The 17,827-nt window shown below is 39.5% G+C and carries 16 protein-coding genes; 3 read left to right on the forward strand and 13 right to left on the reverse strand.

The window, feature by feature from the left end:
* Window positions 1-18 precede the first annotated feature (18 nt).
* From purD to PREMU_RS11795, 3 genes are read left to right on the forward strand one after another with little or no spacing between them, the layout of a single operon-like run.
* Entirely contained in the window at window positions 19-1,290 is a 1,272-nt protein-coding gene (gene purD, locus PREMU_RS11785; RefSeq protein ID WP_007575614.1) for a phosphoribosylamine--glycine ligase, read from the forward strand.
* Between the two features lie 21 nt (window positions 1,291-1,311).
* Window positions 1,312-2,235 carry a hypothetical protein gene (locus PREMU_RS11790; protein WP_007575615.1) on the forward strand — a complete coding sequence of 308 codons (924 nt, stop codon included), beginning with the start codon at window positions 1,312-1,314 and terminating at the stop codon, window positions 2,233-2,235.
* A gap of 33 nt (window positions 2,236-2,268) precedes the next feature.
* Complete coding sequence (locus tag PREMU_RS11795; protein WP_007575616.1) at window positions 2,269-2,727, forward strand: YqaA family protein; 459 nt, start codon at window positions 2,269-2,271, stop codon at window positions 2,725-2,727.
* A 506-nt stretch (window positions 2,728-3,233) separates the two neighbouring features.
* Here the strand turns inward: PREMU_RS11795 and PREMU_RS11805 are convergent.
* The 13 genes from PREMU_RS11805 to PREMU_RS16075 all read right to left on the reverse strand — a co-directional run.
* Window positions 3,234-3,968 carry an efflux RND transporter periplasmic adaptor subunit gene (locus PREMU_RS11805; protein WP_007575617.1) on the reverse strand — a complete coding sequence of 245 codons (735 nt, stop codon included), beginning with the start codon at window positions 3,966-3,968 and terminating at the stop codon, window positions 3,234-3,236.
* Window positions 3,965-6,178 (reverse strand): peptidase domain-containing ABC transporter, encoded by a 2,214-nt coding sequence (locus PREMU_RS11810; RefSeq protein ID WP_007575618.1) that lies wholly within the window; start codon window positions 6,176-6,178, stop codon window positions 3,965-3,967. Before PREMU_RS11810 ends, PREMU_RS11805 begins: the two co-directional genes overlap by 4 nt.
* Before the next feature lie 74 nt (window positions 6,179-6,252).
* The gene (locus PREMU_RS11815) at window positions 6,253-7,023 is read right to left on the reverse strand and encodes a galactosyltransferase-related protein (RefSeq protein ID WP_007575619.1); all 771 of its coding nucleotides are present in this window, start codon (window positions 7,021-7,023) and stop codon (window positions 6,253-6,255) included.
* 3 nt (window positions 7,024-7,026) lie between these two features.
* Entirely contained in the window at window positions 7,027-8,676 is a 1,650-nt protein-coding gene (locus PREMU_RS11820) for a glycosyltransferase (RefSeq protein ID WP_007575620.1), read from the reverse strand.
* Window positions 8,651-9,277, reverse strand: coding sequence for a lanthionine synthetase LanC family protein (locus PREMU_RS11825; RefSeq protein ID WP_007575621.1), 627 nt, complete (start codon window positions 9,275-9,277; stop codon window positions 8,651-8,653). The genes PREMU_RS11820 and PREMU_RS11825 overlap by 26 nt, the downstream gene beginning before the upstream one ends.
* A 6-nt stretch (window positions 9,278-9,283) precedes the next feature.
* The gene (locus PREMU_RS11830) at window positions 9,284-10,510 is read right to left on the reverse strand and encodes a TIGR04150 pseudo-rSAM protein (protein ID WP_007575622.1); all 1,227 of its coding nucleotides are present in this window, start codon (window positions 10,508-10,510) and stop codon (window positions 9,284-9,286) included.
* Window positions 10,511-10,580: 70 nt separating this feature from the next.
* A complete protein-coding gene (locus PREMU_RS11835; RefSeq protein ID WP_007575623.1) occupies window positions 10,581-13,208 on the reverse strand; it encodes a peptidase associated/transthyretin-like domain-containing protein in 2,628 nt (875 codons plus the stop codon).
* On the reverse strand, window positions 13,205-14,071 hold the full coding sequence (locus tag PREMU_RS11840; protein ID WP_040559024.1) for a GLPGLI family protein: 867 nt from the start codon (window positions 14,069-14,071) through the stop codon (window positions 13,205-13,207). The genes PREMU_RS11835 and PREMU_RS11840 overlap by 4 nt, the downstream gene beginning before the upstream one ends.
* A 115-nt stretch (window positions 14,072-14,186) precedes the next feature.
* The gene (locus PREMU_RS14685) at window positions 14,187-14,399 is read right to left on the reverse strand and encodes a TIGR04149 family rSAM-modified RiPP (RefSeq protein ID WP_007575625.1); all 213 of its coding nucleotides are present in this window, start codon (window positions 14,397-14,399) and stop codon (window positions 14,187-14,189) included.
* A 58-nt stretch (window positions 14,400-14,457) separates the two neighbouring features.
* Entirely contained in the window at window positions 14,458-15,705 is a 1,248-nt protein-coding gene (locus tag PREMU_RS11845) for a radical SAM peptide maturase (protein WP_007575626.1), read from the reverse strand.
* A gap of 681 nt (window positions 15,706-16,386) precedes the next feature.
* Window positions 16,387-16,971, reverse strand: coding sequence for an IS66 family transposase (locus tag PREMU_RS14270; RefSeq protein WP_083819254.1), 585 nt, complete (start codon window positions 16,969-16,971; stop codon window positions 16,387-16,389).
* Between the two features lie 207 nt (window positions 16,972-17,178).
* Entirely contained in the window at window positions 17,179-17,430 is a 252-nt protein-coding gene (locus PREMU_RS11855; RefSeq protein ID WP_244863885.1) for a hypothetical protein, read from the reverse strand.
* 46 nt (window positions 17,431-17,476) lie between these two features.
* Window positions 17,477-17,827 (reverse strand): hypothetical protein (locus PREMU_RS16075; RefSeq protein WP_473234633.1); only part of this gene is annotated, 351 nt, incomplete at its 5' end.

Genomic DNA, 17,827 nt, shown 5'->3' on the forward strand with positions numbered 1-17,827 from the left:
TCTAAGATCAGACCGGTTATGAAAATCCTTCTTTTAGGCAGCGGCGGGCGTGAGCACGCTTTAGCATGGAAAATCGCGCAGAGCCCGAAGTGCGGTAAACTCTTTATCGCCCCCGGCAACGCGGGTACAGCGGCTGTGGGAGAGAATGTCTCTCTCGGCGTCGACGATTTCGAGGCGCAGAAAGACTTTGTGGTCAGCCATGACGTCGACATGGTGGTCGTGGGCCCTGAAGACCCGTTGGTGAAAGGTGTCTACGATGCGTTCAAGGCCGACGCACGCACCAAAGGCGTGCCTGTCATGGGTCCATCGAAAGCCGGCGCACAGTTGGAGGGCAGCAAGGACTTCGCCAAGGGCTTCATGAAACGCCACCATATCCCTACGGCAGCCTACGAGACGTTTGACGGCACCACCGTGGAGGAGGGCTGCCGATTCTTAGAGACGCTCAAGGCTCCCTACGTGCTCAAGGCCGACGGACTGGCCGCAGGCAAAGGCGTGCTGATTGTTCCGACCCTGGAGGAGGCAAAGAAGGAGCTGCGTGAGATGCTCGGCGGCATGTTCGGCGTTGCCTCGGCCAAAGTCGTCATCGAGGAGTTTCTCTCGGGTATAGAGTGCTCAGTGTTTGTCCTGACGGACGGCAAGCACTATCAGATCTTGCCTGAGGCCAAGGACTACAAGCGCATCGGTGAGCACGACACGGGTCTCAACACCGGCGGTATGGGCAGCGTGTCGCCCGTGCCTTTTGCTACAAAGGAGTGGATGAAGAAGGTGGAGGACCGCATCATCCGGCCTACTGTTGAAGGACTGGCAGCGGAAGGGCTCGACTACAAGGGCTTCATCTTCTTCGGTCTCATCAATGTCGGCGGCGATCCCATGGTCATCGAGTACAACTGCCGCATGGGCGACCCGGAGACAGAGACCGTCATGCCACGCCTGAAGAGCGACATCGTCGACCTCTTCGAGGGAGTGGTCCACGGTGATCTCGACCGTCGCAAGGTGGTCTTTGACGAAAGGGAAGCCGTCTGCGTCATGCTCGTCTCGGGTGGCTACCCCCAGGGCTACAGGAAAGGCTTTCCCATCAGGAATATAGATAAGGTAGGTCCCGAAAGCATTGTCTTCCATTCGGGCACTGCCATCAGGGACGGGCAGGTGGTCACCAATGGCGGCCGCGTCATCTGTGTCACCTCGTATGGCAAGGACAAGGCTGAGGCCCTGCGAAAAAGCATGCTCGGAGCAGAGACTATCGACTTTGAGGGCAAATATTACCGCAGGGACATTGGTCAGGACCTTTAATCAAGAGAACAGGAACAGAGCGTGAAGCGACTTCAAAACCGTATCGCAACATCCCGTAAATCACTGCCGGTGACGGTGGTTTACAGTTTATTGGTCAGCCTTGCAGCCGGACTGGCCACGGAAAGTATGTGGCTGAATTTTGCCTTGCTGCTGGCCTCCACCGTGATGATGGCTGAGCTGAACAACAGCAATGCCCTCATCCGCATCTATTCGCGCATGGTGTCGTGCTCGTTTCTCGTCATGACCTCGATGTCGCTGTTTCTCTTCCGCACCACCGCCGTGGCAGTGGTGCAGATCACCTTTATCACGTTTCTGCTCTTTCTTCTCCGTACTTATCAGGATCCGGATGCCTCAGGACAGACATTCTATGCTTTCTGCGCCTTGGGAATCAGCAGCGTGGTGTTTCCCCACGTGCTGCTTTTCTTGCCGGCACTGTGGGTCTTGATGGCGGTTTACGTGCAGAGTTTCAGTCCCCGCACCTTCTTTTCGTCCATCTTAGGCATCCTTGCTCCCTATTGGTTTGTGACGGCGTGGCTCATCTATTCAGGTCAGACGGCGTGGCTGGGCGCTCATTTCCAGAGCGTGCTGCAGTTTGATAAGCCGTTCTCCACTGCCGGAGTAGGGCTTCATGAGTGGCTCACGTTTGGCTTCGTATTTCTTTGTGCGCTCATCGGCGGCACGTATTTCCTGATTTTCAGTTATCAGGACCGCATCCGTGTCCGGATGATCTATGAGCTCTTCATCGTGCTCGACAGCCTGACCATGTTCTTCGCACTCATCCAGCCGCAGCATTTCGACGGTCTGCTCGGCATGGCCATCGTGCTCACCGCACCGCTCATCGGCCACTGGATCGCGCTCACCAACTCACGGCTGAGCAACATCGTCTCGATAGCACTCTTCTTCATCGCTCTTGCCTTGACCGCGTTCAACCTCTTGGGAACCTGACGCGGGGCGTTCAGGATTACTCGACTTTTTACTATGTCACAGGCTCTTACCGACTTCCTTCTCGATTATGGCTACTGGGGAATGCTGCTTGCCGCGTTTTTAGCTGGCAGTGTGTTTCCTTTCTCCAGCGAAGCTGTCATGCTGGGTCTCTTGGCTGCAGGGCTGAAGCCTGAGCCGCTTATCGTCTACGGCACTGTCGGCAACGTCCTCGGTTCATTGTTCAACTACGGAGTGGGCAGGCTGGGCAGGCTGGACTGGATAGAGCGGTACCTGCATGTCAAGAAAGCGAATCTCGATAAGGCCCAGCGCTTTATGGCCGGCCATGGCGCCTGGATAGGCTTCTTCGCCTTTCTGCCGTTGATAGGCTCGGCCATTACGGTGTGTCTGGGCCTGATGCGTGCCAACATCGTCATCACGACGGTCAGCATCACTATCGGCAAGCTGTTGCGTTACATCGTGCTCGTGTATGGCGCCGGATTGCTGGCCTCATGAGATGATAAGATGTGGGCGGCCACAGGGGCCGCCCCTGCACCAAACACCCGTGCACGCCGTCATCGCATCACGTGTACGTCGTCATCGCATCGCGTGTACGTCGTCATCGCATTGCGTGTACGCCGTAATCGCATTGCCTGTACGCCGTAATCGCATTGCCTTTACGGTGTAGAGGCAATGCGATTACGGTGTAGACGCGTTGGTCTTGTTTATGGCAACTTAGGCTCGATGGGAAAGACGTAGAACTGCCAGGCCAAACTTCGAACGCCAGTTATAGAAACTTTTTGGGGCTATAACCATTCTCTTTTGCATATTCTTCAGCATGAAACTCAGAGTCGTTGCCATGAGGTCTCTTGTGATACATTTTGAGAACAGATTATCATCTATCCACTCTACATGGTTTCGCTTACCAAGCTCGTGAAACATATAATAAAGTGTTCCCGACCAATGATGAATGTGTCTTTAGGATTTAAGGATGAAAGAAATGCTATATTCATTTTACTATTTTAATTTTGTTCCATATGTGGAATCTTTTCATGAAAGAATCTATTAAATATACTTTGGTTAGTTATCCGTATTCTAACCTTCGACTGAATATTCCAAATAATTATATTTTTAAACTCTTTTGGAGTGTCAAATATCATTGTTATTGCATAGGTTCCATTGTTAGGATTTGCGAATTTTGCTATATTTTTCACTTTTCCTTGCAAAGTTGCACCTTCAATATTAGTTTCTATTGTCATACCTGTTTTGATTTCTTTCCTTAATTTATTAGAAACATATGATTTCGCCAAAAGTGTTTTTTGAATGGAATCAGCCAATACGAAAAGGATAGTGTTCTTTTCAACAATGTCTTTTTTGTTGAATACATTACAAGGATAGATGATGCCCCTTGACGGTGATATGATATAGAACGTATCATTTTTGTCTTCATTAATTGTTAATAATGCAGCTAAAGTGTCATCCTTATATACATGACTTGAATCCATCTTAATTTTTATTATACGTCCAGCAAACGCAGTTTTAATGTTAGTGATATTATTTACATTTTTTATCACAACCGGGACCGTTTTTATTTCAGGATATTTTATAAGAATACTTAGTATAACTATAATTAAGACAAATCCTAATATTATAGAAATGCCAATGCGCAATATGGTCGGAGGAATTTTTCCCATTAACTCCTGTACCTCTTCACTGCGTAACTCTATATTTGGAATATCATGTTTTGATTCTTTCATTTTCCTAATTCCAGTTGATTCTTAACCAATGTATAATAATAACCTTTCCTTTTGACAAGTTCCTCATGTGTACCTATCTCTACGATATGTCCGTGCCTCATGACAACAATTTGATCTGCATCTTTGACTGTACTTAATCGATGGGCAGCTATAACAACGGTTTTGCCTTTATAGAATTCATTCAGATTATCCATTATTATATGCTCATTGGTTGAATCCAATGAATTTGTTGCCTCGTCGAAAAAAATAAACTCTGGATTCTTATATATAGCTCGAGCTATCAATAGTCGCTGACGTTGTCCTTGACTCACCCCTGAACCTTCCATACCTATTTTTGTATTATAGCCCAATGGGAGTGCTGATATAAAATCATCCGCATTGGCCATAATTGCAGCGTGGTATAATGAATCTATATCAATATTATCGGTGTTAAGTGCTATATTATTAGCTATGGTATCTGAAAAGATAAAACTTTCCTGCATTACGCTTCCTGTTTTGCTTCTCCACAGATGTGGATTGATAGAGTTGAGGGAGATATTTCCTACCTTTATATTGCCTTTGTTGGGTAGATAGAATCCTTGTAAAAGTTTGATAAGTGTGGTTTTTCCACTGCCACTTTCTCCAACAATAGCTGTTACTTTGTGCTCTGGTATAATAAGGTTAATATCATCTAATGCAAGATTTCTTTCAGATCCGTCATAGCTGAACTGTAGGTGTTCTATGTATATACTTCTGTCTTTTGGAAGGACAGAGGTCTTATGAATAATGTCAATTTCCTCATCATCCTGAGAATGTATCTCATTTAAACGTTCTATGCTTATTTTTGCGTCTTGTAGTGCCTGCGCAAAGCTAATAAAATCTCCGATAGGGGCAGAGACCTGCCCGATAATGTAAGTTAGAGACATCATCATGCCTAATGACATCTGTCCCTCTAATACAGCACGTGCTGCGATGAATGATATAAGTATATTAGTCGATTGTGTAAAAAAGATTGTTCCTGCTTGCTGAATTTGCCCAATTGTTAAGCCTCGAACACTAATCTTGAACAAATTAACTTGTATATGTTCCCATTCCCATCTTTTCTGCTTTTCACAGTTGTTGAGCTTAATGTCCTGCATTCCTTGTATCAACTGAATAATTTTATTTTGTTCTGTTGATGCCTGGTTAAAACGTTTATAATCAAGTTCCCGTCTATATTTCATGAAATATAGAATCCAAAATAAATATAAGGTATTACCTATTAAAAATATCATCAAAATCTTTAAGTTATAATAGGCTAAAATACCTCCAAAAATGATGAAGTTTGCAAATGCAAAGATAATATTTAGAGAATTACCCATCAAAAAGCTTTTAATACGCCCATGATCTCCGATGCGTTGCATAATATCACCTGTTCGTTTGGTGTCAAAGAAATGCAGGGGCATATTCATCAATTTTATGAGAAAGTCAGAAATAAGTGAGATATCGATTCGTGAATTAATATGGAGAAGTATCCAATTGCGGAGAAACCCCACACTTAATTGTGCAAGAAACAATATGAGCTGAGCAATGAGTATTAGGGTTATCAGACTGAGATTCTGTTCTCCAATACCGAAATCTACCATTGCCTGAGTTAAAAAAGGGAAGACTAATTGTATCAGGCTGCCCACAAGCATTCCTATAAGCAATTGCAGAAACTGTCCTTTGAAAGGCAAGAAGTACTTTAAGAAGAAGGTCAAACTATGTTTTTTTGACTCAACTTCTTCCTTTCGGGTCCCAAATTCAACTCCGGGTTCAAGCAATAAGGCTGTTCCTTTTTCTATATTGTCAGATTTTGTGCTTAACCAGCATTTTAAGAACTTTTCTTTATCATAGCATAACCGTTGGGAAGCAGGATCTGAAATGTATATCTTATAGTTTCCTTTTCTATTCCTTTCAATTCTATAACAAACCACGAAGTGATTTTGATTCCAATGTAAAATGCAAGGCAGCAGTGCTTCGTTAGCAAGTTGATCGAAAGAAATTCTAACACCAATGGTGCGGAAACCAATAAATTCTGCAGCATCACTTATACCTAACATAGATACACCTGTACGTGAAATATAGCAATGCTGGCGTAACATCTCAGACGAGTACTCCTTGCCATAGTATTTTGCAACCATTTTGAGGCAAGTCGGACCACAATCGGCGACATCATGCTGAATATAATGAGGAAACTTTTTAAAATTCATGTTTATCTCACAATATGTTGAATACCAAAATAATAAATGAAGAAAATATCTTTGAATAAGTGATTTTTTATCTTTTAAATGCTTTGCTTCAAAGATGTCTTAATGTACTCATGAAGTTCTTTTTTATTCATACAGCAAATTTTGACGAATTCCTTTCTCAACTCAATTGCAGTTTTTTCATCAAAAAATCGAGAATTTTCATTTCTGGGGTGGTACAGATGATACGCATTTCCCTTAACTGTCCATTTTATAGGGTGTTTCATAATTTGAACTCGTCTTAATCGTTCTGCATCTTCCGGTCCCCAACCTATAAAGTGCTCATTCTCTCCACCCAGTGATAAGTATTTCTGACGGTTTACAAAAAATGCACCACCACAGAAGGTGCGATTTATTATTGGGTGTGATTCTTGGTGATTAATACAAGTGAAGTCTTCTGTCTTCAGAAATTTCTCCGTATCCTCAGGAGAGAGCATTATACATTCTTTATGGTATGGATAAGTAAGTGTATTACCCTTCATTATATTTTGAACAGCTTCCTCAATCTGTTCATACTTTGTTACTATATCTGCATCCCATATTGACACTACATCTGTGTTTGATTGTTCCAACAGAGTATTGATATAATGTGTACGATGAAAGATTGGGTTATGATCTTCTACAAATCGATAACTGATATTCTCTGTAAAGGAAGTTTTATCTATTCGGGATATTGTATCTGCTTCTATCAATGCGATTTTAGCATCTATATGAGCCAACCAATGAAGTACAAAGGATAGATTCCTTTGTCGTTCAGGGCAATCTATGCGGAAGGGTATTATGAAAGTACAATTTTTTAATCCATTCATGATCTATAATTGTAAGTTGTATATCTTTAACATGGTCTGTAGAATATCTATCTCATCAAGGCTTTTGGCAATCTTATCATCAAGGCTTATCCCAAATGAAAGCACTTGAGTATAAATTTTGTATACTTTCGTTGGATAGAATCCAGCAGTTTTAAGTTCGTTCAATAGCCAATTTAAAGGAATTTCCTCAAAGCGAGTTGAAATTGCTTCTTTCCCTAATGAATTTACTACATCAAACAGCCAATCAATGTAGTAGATTAAGTACTCCTGCAATTGCCACCTCCTTGCTGCATCCTCACTGTTCTTTAACGTTTTTATTCTCCACCAAAGGTAGCATCCAATTCCAGTTAACCCTATATTATCTAAATCAAGAACAGGCTGGCAATTAATTAGCCGAATAGCCTCATTATCCAGGTAAGGGATGAAGTCTTGTGAAAGAAAGTTCCTTATTCTTCTTTTATGGTTTAAAAGATTGACCATAGCATCTTTCATGCAATTGAATGTATATCTCTTTCTATATAGTTGATATAGTTGATGTGAACATTGTTTTCTTAATACGCTGTTGGATAGGATTAACTCCATCTTTTCTGCTAGTTGATAAGTAAACTTATTTGGCTGGAAGTTCTCCTCATCAATATGTACTAAGCAATCAGGAGTAAAGTCCATCATCTCCTCAAGTCCTGTAGAATCAGTTGCTATAAATGGCAAGCCATGAGCCATCATTTCAATAGCTGAATAGCTACATTGCTCATTGAATGAAGGCAACACTCCGATAGTGGCACAATTATAAAATTTTTCCACATCTTTCTTTGCTATCTTCCCTGTAAATGTAACTTTATCCCATACACCATCACACAGAGCCAAATATCGGCTAAAATCGCCATCACCAACTAATGTCAACTTAGCCTTAACACCATGAGTCAAGAGTATTTTGAAGGCTTTAATGAGGTATTCTACTCCTTTTACTTCGTCTAACCGACCTACGAATAAAATGTCCTTTGTAGTACATTCAGTATACCCATTATAAGGCACTATAGATGGACTTTCTTTAATTCCATTATATACAAGATGAATTTTCCCATTACTTATCTTGTAATCTGTCAATATCAAATTATAAGTAAATTTTGAGAGAACAATGACCTTATCTGAAAGTGCGAGTAAGTGTTTACAATCTTCATATTCGCTACGAACAATTTGTTCTGTTTCATTTTCTGCAACTTTGTTAATAATTCTCCTAAAATGAGTGAGATTGCCATTCAGTATAAAGCACCATCTTAAATAATGTATTGTATAATACACACGGCAGTTTTTGTAATTAGCCTTTATCAAACTAATCAATTCAATATACTGGCAATAGTTGAAATGGAATATGACCTCCTCATCATCTTTTATATACAAACTTAGAATGTAAAGAATGTATCTATAGTATGCAGATAAATGATAACTCCCCTTATGAGAAGGAAAAACATAGTGTAATAGGCCATATTGATCTTTATCTACTGAGAATTCATTTATATCGGTATTTATATCTATAAAACTCAGTTCATACGAAAGAGTATTGTCTCGAAAAATTTCTATCATTTGTTCTACATATGTGCCAATGCCATACGCCGCAGCGATACTTCTGTTATTTATTAGAAAATATTTTGTCATAAGACTCATTTATTACGTAGAAAGCGCTACCGTTGTCTATACCAACATTCTTATCCCTGTATTCTGATACATCCCAATCTGGTTTACGAATGCTGTTTTTTAGCTGCTGATGTTTTATACCATAACAGGTATTCTTCCTTACATTATCTTTAAGCTCCTGCACAAACTTTTCATCTATAGACTCACAAGGTTGTTCTAAAGATTGTCGTTGCTCAATATAAAATAAGATTCCCAAGGCACCTTTCTCAAAGGAGTAATTGTCAACTCTCCGAGGATCAATACTCATTATTTTTTTATCTATGTCAAATAGTAATTCATTGAGATTATCTTGGAACATACCCGCTTTATATAATAGAGTGTATCCAAGTCCTATACCTGCAAGCCCGTTCTCCAAAGATATATCGCCATCATTGTAGTTTTCTGCTGTACACTGTAAGATGTCCCAAACAAACTCGCAAATAGCATGGTCATTATGACAAAGACCATAGCAATATAATGCAAGGATTATACCCATTCTTCCGTGATATAGTCCATGATCGGTTATTTGCGCCGATTGTAGTGCAAGATAATTAATAAGATTAGTTGGTATTCGTCCTAACATTTTTGTTTATTTAAAAACGTTACATAAGTTTGGCCTATTTATCATTTTTTCATAGTTAGACAGAGGGGGACATAAAAACTGGTAGACACAGTCCTTGCAAGGGGCTTTTGAACGTATCTGTCGCCATGCAGTATTCTTTAATAATTCTTTGTTAATGATATCTATTATCTCATCTTTTTCTAACACTCCAATGGTCTGCTCGTTTATATTTGCCTTGATTTCTCCATTTGGAAGCACATATAGACTTCCAAAATTGTTTGCATTTAGTTTTTGATTTCTAAATATCTCCCGCATAGAAATCGGATTTGCAACGATATCTTCTTGGGAAAGATAAACGTTTTCCTCGAAGAATTGAATATTATGTCCATTATAAAACGGATGTGTTCTAAAGTCTTTAACTCCAAACTTTATCATGGCAGCCTCTAATTCTTCGTACTGTTCTGAATTCTCAACTATAACATGAAATCTCACATCTTTCCCTTCTGTTAGGATGATACAATCCCTTAACTTATTATAATTTATAGGAGTATTTATAATAAGATGAACGGTATGCTTATCGATGTATGAGTTACTTTCATAATTCAAATAATTTACATAAAAATTAAAGACTTTATCATTCTCTCCGGTAGGAAGATCGAAGAAGTCCAGATGTTTATACTGGTAGATATTTCCGCCAGTTATATTTACTGTTCGTAAAGGAAAATAGCTAATCTGTCGCAAAAGATTATCTAACGATTCTTCTGTTAACTCTTCTGAAAATTTACTTTTGCTACAACAGAAGAATTGCTTGTTGTAGCTTAGACATTGCGAGCATTCTTGTTGACAGGAACCATTTAAAACAATGTTTATATCCAATAGATACTTACTTATATCCCTTCCTACAAAAATGTCTTCATTCTTATTATTCTTGAATTTTTCGACATCAAGATTTAAAGAGAGAACAGGAAGCAAGATGACGGGCTTAACAGGGTTCTTATCCTTGTTAATAAGTTCCCCCATGCCTGCCGATACAACTTTTTCAATAAAGTCTTTTACCTGTGGATTGTGATATTGCTCATCATTCAGGTCAATAGAACCTATATTCTCGTTATCATAGAGCGAACGTATGATTCGAATAGCTTCGTAGGACGAGGTTATTATTTTTAATCCTGTATGTGTATCATATAACAGCATTTTGTCTGTCTTGAAGTTCACATAAATATGTGAATAAAGGAAAAACCAATATTTCTTCATAATGTCTTTAGATTTTAAAATTTTTACTCTAAAGTTAGAGCCTGAAAGAATTTAATAGAGAAGTATAGCTTTATAATAACTTGAACCTCATAGAAAAAGCAAGATGTCGTGGACGCAGATAACTCGTATTGGTGAACATATCCAATCCGCTATAGGTAACACGCGTAAATACCGATCGGTTGAAAAGATTTACGGCATCCAGTTCATAATCAATACGTTTTGTCCTATATTTGATTTTAGCATCTCCAAACCAACAATGCCTGTCAGTAGCCGTAATGTTATTATAATTATCCTCTACGGCAAAGTTCAATATTAAGTGTGAAGTAGGATAAATATTCATATCTATACGCATAGTGGAATTGTTAACCTTTTGAGCTTCATTGGCACTTGATACATAACTACGGCTTTGCCCGAATGCGTATGCTGCTGCAATGTTAAGCCAAGATACTGGCGTTATTACCAAATAGGCGGAAGTACTCCAATAACGAGAACGAACATCAGTAGGCATATTTTGAATCAACGCGCGTGTGTCCGTCAATCCATAACTGCCCATTAATTTAATGGTAGTACGCCAAAAATCAAAACCTTTGCTCGTTTCAGCATTAAACCTTACATTGTCCTCATTATGTGAGAAGGGCGTAAGACGGCATATCGTTTGTACACCATCGTAGTCAATACTCGTTACATCATTTGTGTGTGTGTGAAGCCATGAAACATTCGTATTTATAAAAAACTGACGATAAGTATTCTTGTGATAAAGGGCAAAAGTACTGTACAGCGTCTGGCTTCTGCTGGCTTCTTCTACCAGACTTCGCTGGAACATACGGTAATTATACATTACCATTCCTTTTCCTGCCCGTGCCTCGTTATCAATAATATGATAATAACTGCTGTTAAGAACAAACCATGTATTTTGCGATGGAATAAATCTTATCTCAATTTTAGGGCTAACGAAAGGATGTGTCCATGTTTGATTGATTTGCAACGATTTGTCGTTAAGGTTTTGTATATTCAATGCAACAGGTAAGTTCAAAGAGAAGAACCATTTTTCTAAGTTAATCTGAGCATATTGCTCGACACCTACTTCATATTTGTTAAATCCGTATGAATTAGAAGAATTTGGGTTTTCAAAGCCTTTCAACTCAGATTCCACCTTTTGAAGGTTGATATTACCATAAAAGTTGTAATCCAATTTAAATATTCCCCATTTCCAACCAAGCCCTGTGAATGCTTTCACATTGAAGTTTCTCAAAGTGTAATCTTGAATGAGCGAGTCGGCTAAACTTTTATTTATAAATGAAGTTGGGGTTACAGATAGCATATAAGGCTTTTGATTATAACCAGCAGCTAAATGGAAAGTATACGACCTTTTACCCGTATTATGTAAATAATGAAAAGTATTTTCGATGGTGAACGAAGGGTTTTTAATGTACTGATATATGCTCAGAGGTGTTCGTTCACCACTTGCCAATGTTCCAATTCCATCTTTACTATTCCAATCTACATCAAGATTTAACCAATCCAACAAATAATTCTTCATTTTGTTCGCTTGATATTTAGCAGTAGCAGCCAAGTGGTGTATATGGCTAACTGCTTCTGCTGACTCACGTATCGTCATTCTTTGTGTAGGGCTCATATAATAATCACTTACACTCTCGCCCCATTCACGTATGCGGTCTTCATGATAGACGGCATTAAATGTGAGATCAGTCAAACTATCTACTTTCAATATATGATTAGTAGAAAACACATGGCTACGATTTTGCAAATAACGATTCTGCTGAATGCCTGGAGATGCCATAGTCTTTAATGATAGGGGAACACTTCCGTAAAATAATTCGTGACCGTTTTGTTCCTGGAATTCCTTTGCCACATCATTTCCCATATTATTGCCCTTATAAAGGGTCATGTCCTGTTGCTTTTTCCCAAAGTACATTCCCACGAGTTCCCCCTGCATCAAGAAACGGTCGCCTCTTCCTGCTTCAGCCTCTCCTGCGCCAACCATTGCTGTCAGCGCTAAAGTTCCTTTAGCATCTTTACGCAGTTTAAGATTGATCGCGACATCACTACTGGGTACTAAATCTTTCATGGCCCGTACAGGCTGATGGTTCTGCATCACCTGTACGGTTGCCACATCCTGTGCCGGGATATTAGAGGTAGCAATGCTATAACGACTCTGAAGTAAATCCATGCTCTCGACATAGAATTCTTTGATTTTCTTTCCGTTATAGGAAATATTTCCACCCTCTGAAACCTCAATACCAGGCATCTTCTTTAATACATCAGCAATAACACGGTCGTTATTATCACGATAGGCAGCAACATTGTAATTCAATGTGTCGCCGGCCTGACGAATCTTTTCCGCTTTAACAACGACTTCCTTCAGCACTACAGCTTTAGATCCAACAGAAAAGTCCACAGTTTGCGTCTTATTGGCTATGACACGAGTAACATTGCCGAAATTCATACCCGATACGGTTACTATAAGTGAATCACCATTTCCTTTGTATTCTAACTTATAGTAACCTTTGGCATCTACATCGGCATAGCTATCAGCTATTTTACTTCCTAAAACCGAAAGTGTCACAAAAGCATCTATTGGGCTTCCTTTAGCATCGTGTACATACCCGCTAATTACTGTCTGGGCAGACGAGATATTCGAAATTAACCATAACAAGAAGATAAGAAACTTCTTCATTCTAATTCCAATTGATTATAGGGATAACGTTTTGTAACAGGCTGACCTTGTGCATTAAATCTGCCGAACAACTCATTATATTTAACATTATATTCATATTGCATCTTCCATACTTTAATACGGTCAGTATCTTTGAACTTCTTTTCATCCAACTGCATTATTGGGAATGTACCATTTTCTACACCGACTGCTTCCCATGTGTATAGATGTTTTGTATCGTAAATTTTCATAATAAGTCCTGGTAATCCTCCAAACTTCCAAGGGCCGGACTTCAAGGGTATCTTCTGCGTAAACCATGCCACGTAATCACGACCTCGCCAATGGCAGGTAGCACTCTGACATTCGTAGCCACAGATAGTTTGCTTATCCTTACCAAGTGTCCACTTCATGGAAGGGTATGGCTCCTTATATCTCCATTGCTGACCTTCTGCTAACGGCATAACAGCCCACTCTGTTAGCTCATTGCCATGAACGAAAATTTGAGAAAACTGGTATTCTGTCCAAAAATCCTTCATCCTGCCTCTCAGATTTAGTTCACTGGGGTAAAAGCCTGCATCAGCATGCTCTTTCATCCATTCTAATAAAGATTTATTACTTTCAGAAAGGAAATAACTAGAATACTGCGTCAACCCGTTATCTGCAAGAAGTTGCCCACAGTCAATCCAAGTATCCATATCGTTCAAATCTTGTGCTTGAAAGGCATACTTAATACGGATATTGCTCGTTCCTATTTGTTTAAGATTTCTGATACCATAATCGAATGGAGAAGGAAGCGATGCTTTACCTTGTTTTTGCTGGGCAGAGACGTTACCACAAAATAGTAGTAGGAGGATTATGAATAATAATTTATAATATACTTTCATATTGGTTAAAAGATCAGAAGCGCCAAAGCGAAGTACCAACTTTATTATGCTATCTTCACAATGGCGCAAATTTAGTTTTTAAGAAGCTTTAGGTCTAACAACAACTCCAAATCCTTCACCACGATCGTAGGATAACGTAATTGCATTTAGTGTTAGATACATAACCACTCTGATAGTTTGCACTTGCGTTGTCATTGGTGGAAGAACCACCTTGACCTGCAAAGCTACAAGCACAACCACAACTGTTACCGCCAATAATTGCGTTCATCTCCTTCTCTTGAAGTTCCTCTTGGGAAAGAACATTGAGTTTAAATCGTTTAATTTTCATAAAATAAAAATTGAAGTTAATAATTAATTTATATATCCCATGTTAACATTGGACATAATTATATAGTTACCAATTTTTCCATGATTTTTCGATAAGCATCAGGATGTTCACGTAGAAATTGATGCTGTTTAAGTTTGAATTGTTGTAACATCGCTTCATTCATGAAACCATAGCATATAGGCCTCTTTTCTATGTCCTTAATGTTGAATAAGCACTGAATACATGAAGGCTTATTTTTACAATAGTTGCATTGATTTTCCATCTTTGTATAATACTCGTTATACTTTCTTGCTATTTCTTCAGCATCTAATTCAATCCCAGTTGCAGTAAGATGTCCTAGTCCATACTGGTGCCCGATTCTTTCGCACGGAAGAATCTTGCCATTAACCGTAACAAACATCTTTTTAGCAAACGGCAAACATGTCCCAGTTGGAATATACTTTAGTTGAGTCCTGTCGCAAAGTAAATCTGTATAGTCACGATAATAGAAGCCACTATATTGATGAAGATACAACAATAAACTCTTATAACTACTTGAATCTATAAACAAGTCCTTTTCAATTTCTTCATAATGTTCAGCCTGGTGTAAGCTTTCTTCAGAGTTTCTATAAGTTTGATTAAACTCTTGTATCTTATCAGCTTTGATGCCAGAATTGTTTAGCTCACTGATGGTGGGCTTTTTATTGTATTTAGTTTTAAAAAAGTTATAAATATCTTCTACTGAATTCCGATTGTGTAATACGGAGTTAAAGTTGATATTCTTATCAAAGAAATCTGGATATTTCTCACGAAGCAAGTCCACGTTTCTTATTACACGGTCGAAACTACTATTTCCGTTATGGTCAACTCTGTAGCTATCATTTATTTTATTACCATCGAGACTTACAAGGATGTGGAAATCATGTTCAACTAAAAAATCTATATACTGATTTAAAAGGATAGCATTGGTTGTCATGGAAAATAAGAACTTCCTTCGTGGGCAATCTAACTTGTTTTCTACAAAATTTACTATATCTCGGATAAAATTGAAGTTCATTAGAGGCTCACCACCATAAAAAGATATGTATATAAAACTTTTTGCCGATGTATTTCTCTTTGAGTTCCAATACTGATTCAGGTATTCAATTAAGCGTATTGCACCAGATGTTGGCATCATTTTATTTTCTCTTTTATCAAAATCGTCATAAAATTCGCCATAAGCACAATATTTGCATTTTAGGTTGCAAGAATCTGTTACCTCAAAGACCAATTGAGGCAAGTTTGCCAAGTTGTTGAGAATTTGATTAGAGGATATATATTCTGTCATATTTTGTAAATTTTGTTTCGTTTAGAATATTACTTAAAAGATATTTAAAAGCAATTGATTAATGTTTATTAAATAAAATTTTCTTATGACTTCCGGATCCTGATTTTCATTATTGTACTTTCTCTATGAAACTATCGCAATAAACAAGTTCTGAAACTTCAGCATTCATAGTGTTAGGTATGTCAGGCGTAATGCTGTAAATGCATCTTTATGAAGAATCCATATAAAGTCTTTAAGTAGGTCGGCATTGTTTTTCTTCGCATAGGCAGTCAAATGCCACCCCTATTCCTGTTTTCCCGCGGAATAGTCTTACATCCCTAAGCCTATGACTATAGAAAATCAAATAACCTTCGATTTTATTCAGTGTTTTATTCATTTTTCTGCGTTTATTATTTTTAGATAAATATAAATTAGCATAACCCCTTCAGCTTTCAAGGCATCTAATAGACTCCTGCTACTAAACTTGTAATCATGCCACTACATTTTGTTGGCAAATATACAAACGTAATTGTTTAATACAAAACTTTTTCGATTTATTTTTAAAAATTTGCATTTCGTTGGTATTTCCCGTGTTTTTATATCCGTGTTAACTATATACCTATTGTTTATATGTAAGCGTCTCCGCGTATGCGTAGGCCTAAAAAAGATAAAGCCCGTGGCTATTAACCATGGGCTTACTATCTAACTTTTCTTCTTCCACTTGTCAGGCAATAGATCTCTGTATTGTTCTATTGGTGTTTTCGGTTTCATGCGGGCAACTTTGTCTATAACGTCAGCAAAATACTCGGAGGTATCGATGCCGTTTAACAGGCATGACAAGGTAAGCGAGTAGAACATAGCTTCCCGCTCTGCACTCTCGTTAGTAATAATAAAGAACAGGGAGTTGCGCCTTGACTTTGAGACATACCTGTTCAGCTGCTCACAGAGATTGTTGTCCAGGGCAGTGTCTCCACGAGTGAAAATGCCTTCCATGGCTTTCCATTCGCTATCCAGATAATGTACGGCTTTATAAAAATCGTCTTTTGGCGGAAGCACTTCATCGGGAAGGGAAAGAAAACGATCAAGCTTCTCTCTTATTTTTCTGAGCATCGGTGGAGCGTATTCCTGTCTCCATCTGAGATTGTCCTCAACAGTCCAGTTTCTGTCATTCTTATGCAAGTGCTCTTTTCTGTAGAACTTGTTGAGTGGATTTCCTATGCTTCTTGCTGCCTTGTTCTTTTCACCGCAGTCATTGAACTTCCTCTTTATATGCTGCAGACAGGCTATTCAGAATATATCCCTGTACTCGTCAGTCTCCGTCTTCTTGTATGCGGAGTAGCCGTCAGACTGTACATATCCATGATAGTCGGCAGTTCGTCAAGGATGATCTTCTCTGGCCTTGATCCGCCCTCATAGATAAAATAAGACAGTCTCAAAGCTGAGCTGGCAGCAAGTCACAGGTGGCCCTTTCTTGATCCCCGCACAGCGGAAGCGTCAATTCATACCTGTTTCCTGAGCTGAATCATTCTTATCCATATCCTTCCTATTAGCAAGGTCCTCGCCTGAGGCCTCCTTGTCAGAGTTTTCGTCTTTCATATCTGTTTTCTTCTCAGACAATATCCTATGATATGTCCCGTCTATATTGAGATAATCGGACTGACGAACGGCGATTCGGAGAGCCTTGTAGAGACTCTCCGGTATTCTGACAGTCTTCCTGAACAGTCCGTCTGCTGTCTTCCTGTTCATATTGAAACCATCTTCCCGCAGCATGCAGCAGATGCTCTCTATACCGTCATGCCATAGCCGAAACGCATCCGCATAAGGAAGGATATTGCAGAAGACTCATATGAAGAATTGAGAAACAGAGTCCCGGGAGCCTTTCCACGATACATATGTTTTTTCTGCTTGTACAGGGGAGCACGATAGAGGACCATTTCCATAAATCTTCTATGATAACGGTATCTCTTGCTCTCAAGATATGCATTTGGTTGCCGTTCTGATCTGCGCCTCCTGTCAGTTTGGCCAAAGTAACATTGAGGTCCGGATCATCGGGTGTGACATATACTATCGTCATGTGGGCAGCATTCTCTGGATGCAAGTCCCTCTTAGCCCCGTTGTTGCCGCGTGCCTTAGTTGCAGCAGC

The organism is Hallella multisaccharivorax DSM 17128 (assembly GCF_000218235.1).
Classification (GTDB): domain Bacteria; phylum Bacteroidota; class Bacteroidia; order Bacteroidales; family Bacteroidaceae; genus Prevotella; species Prevotella multisaccharivorax.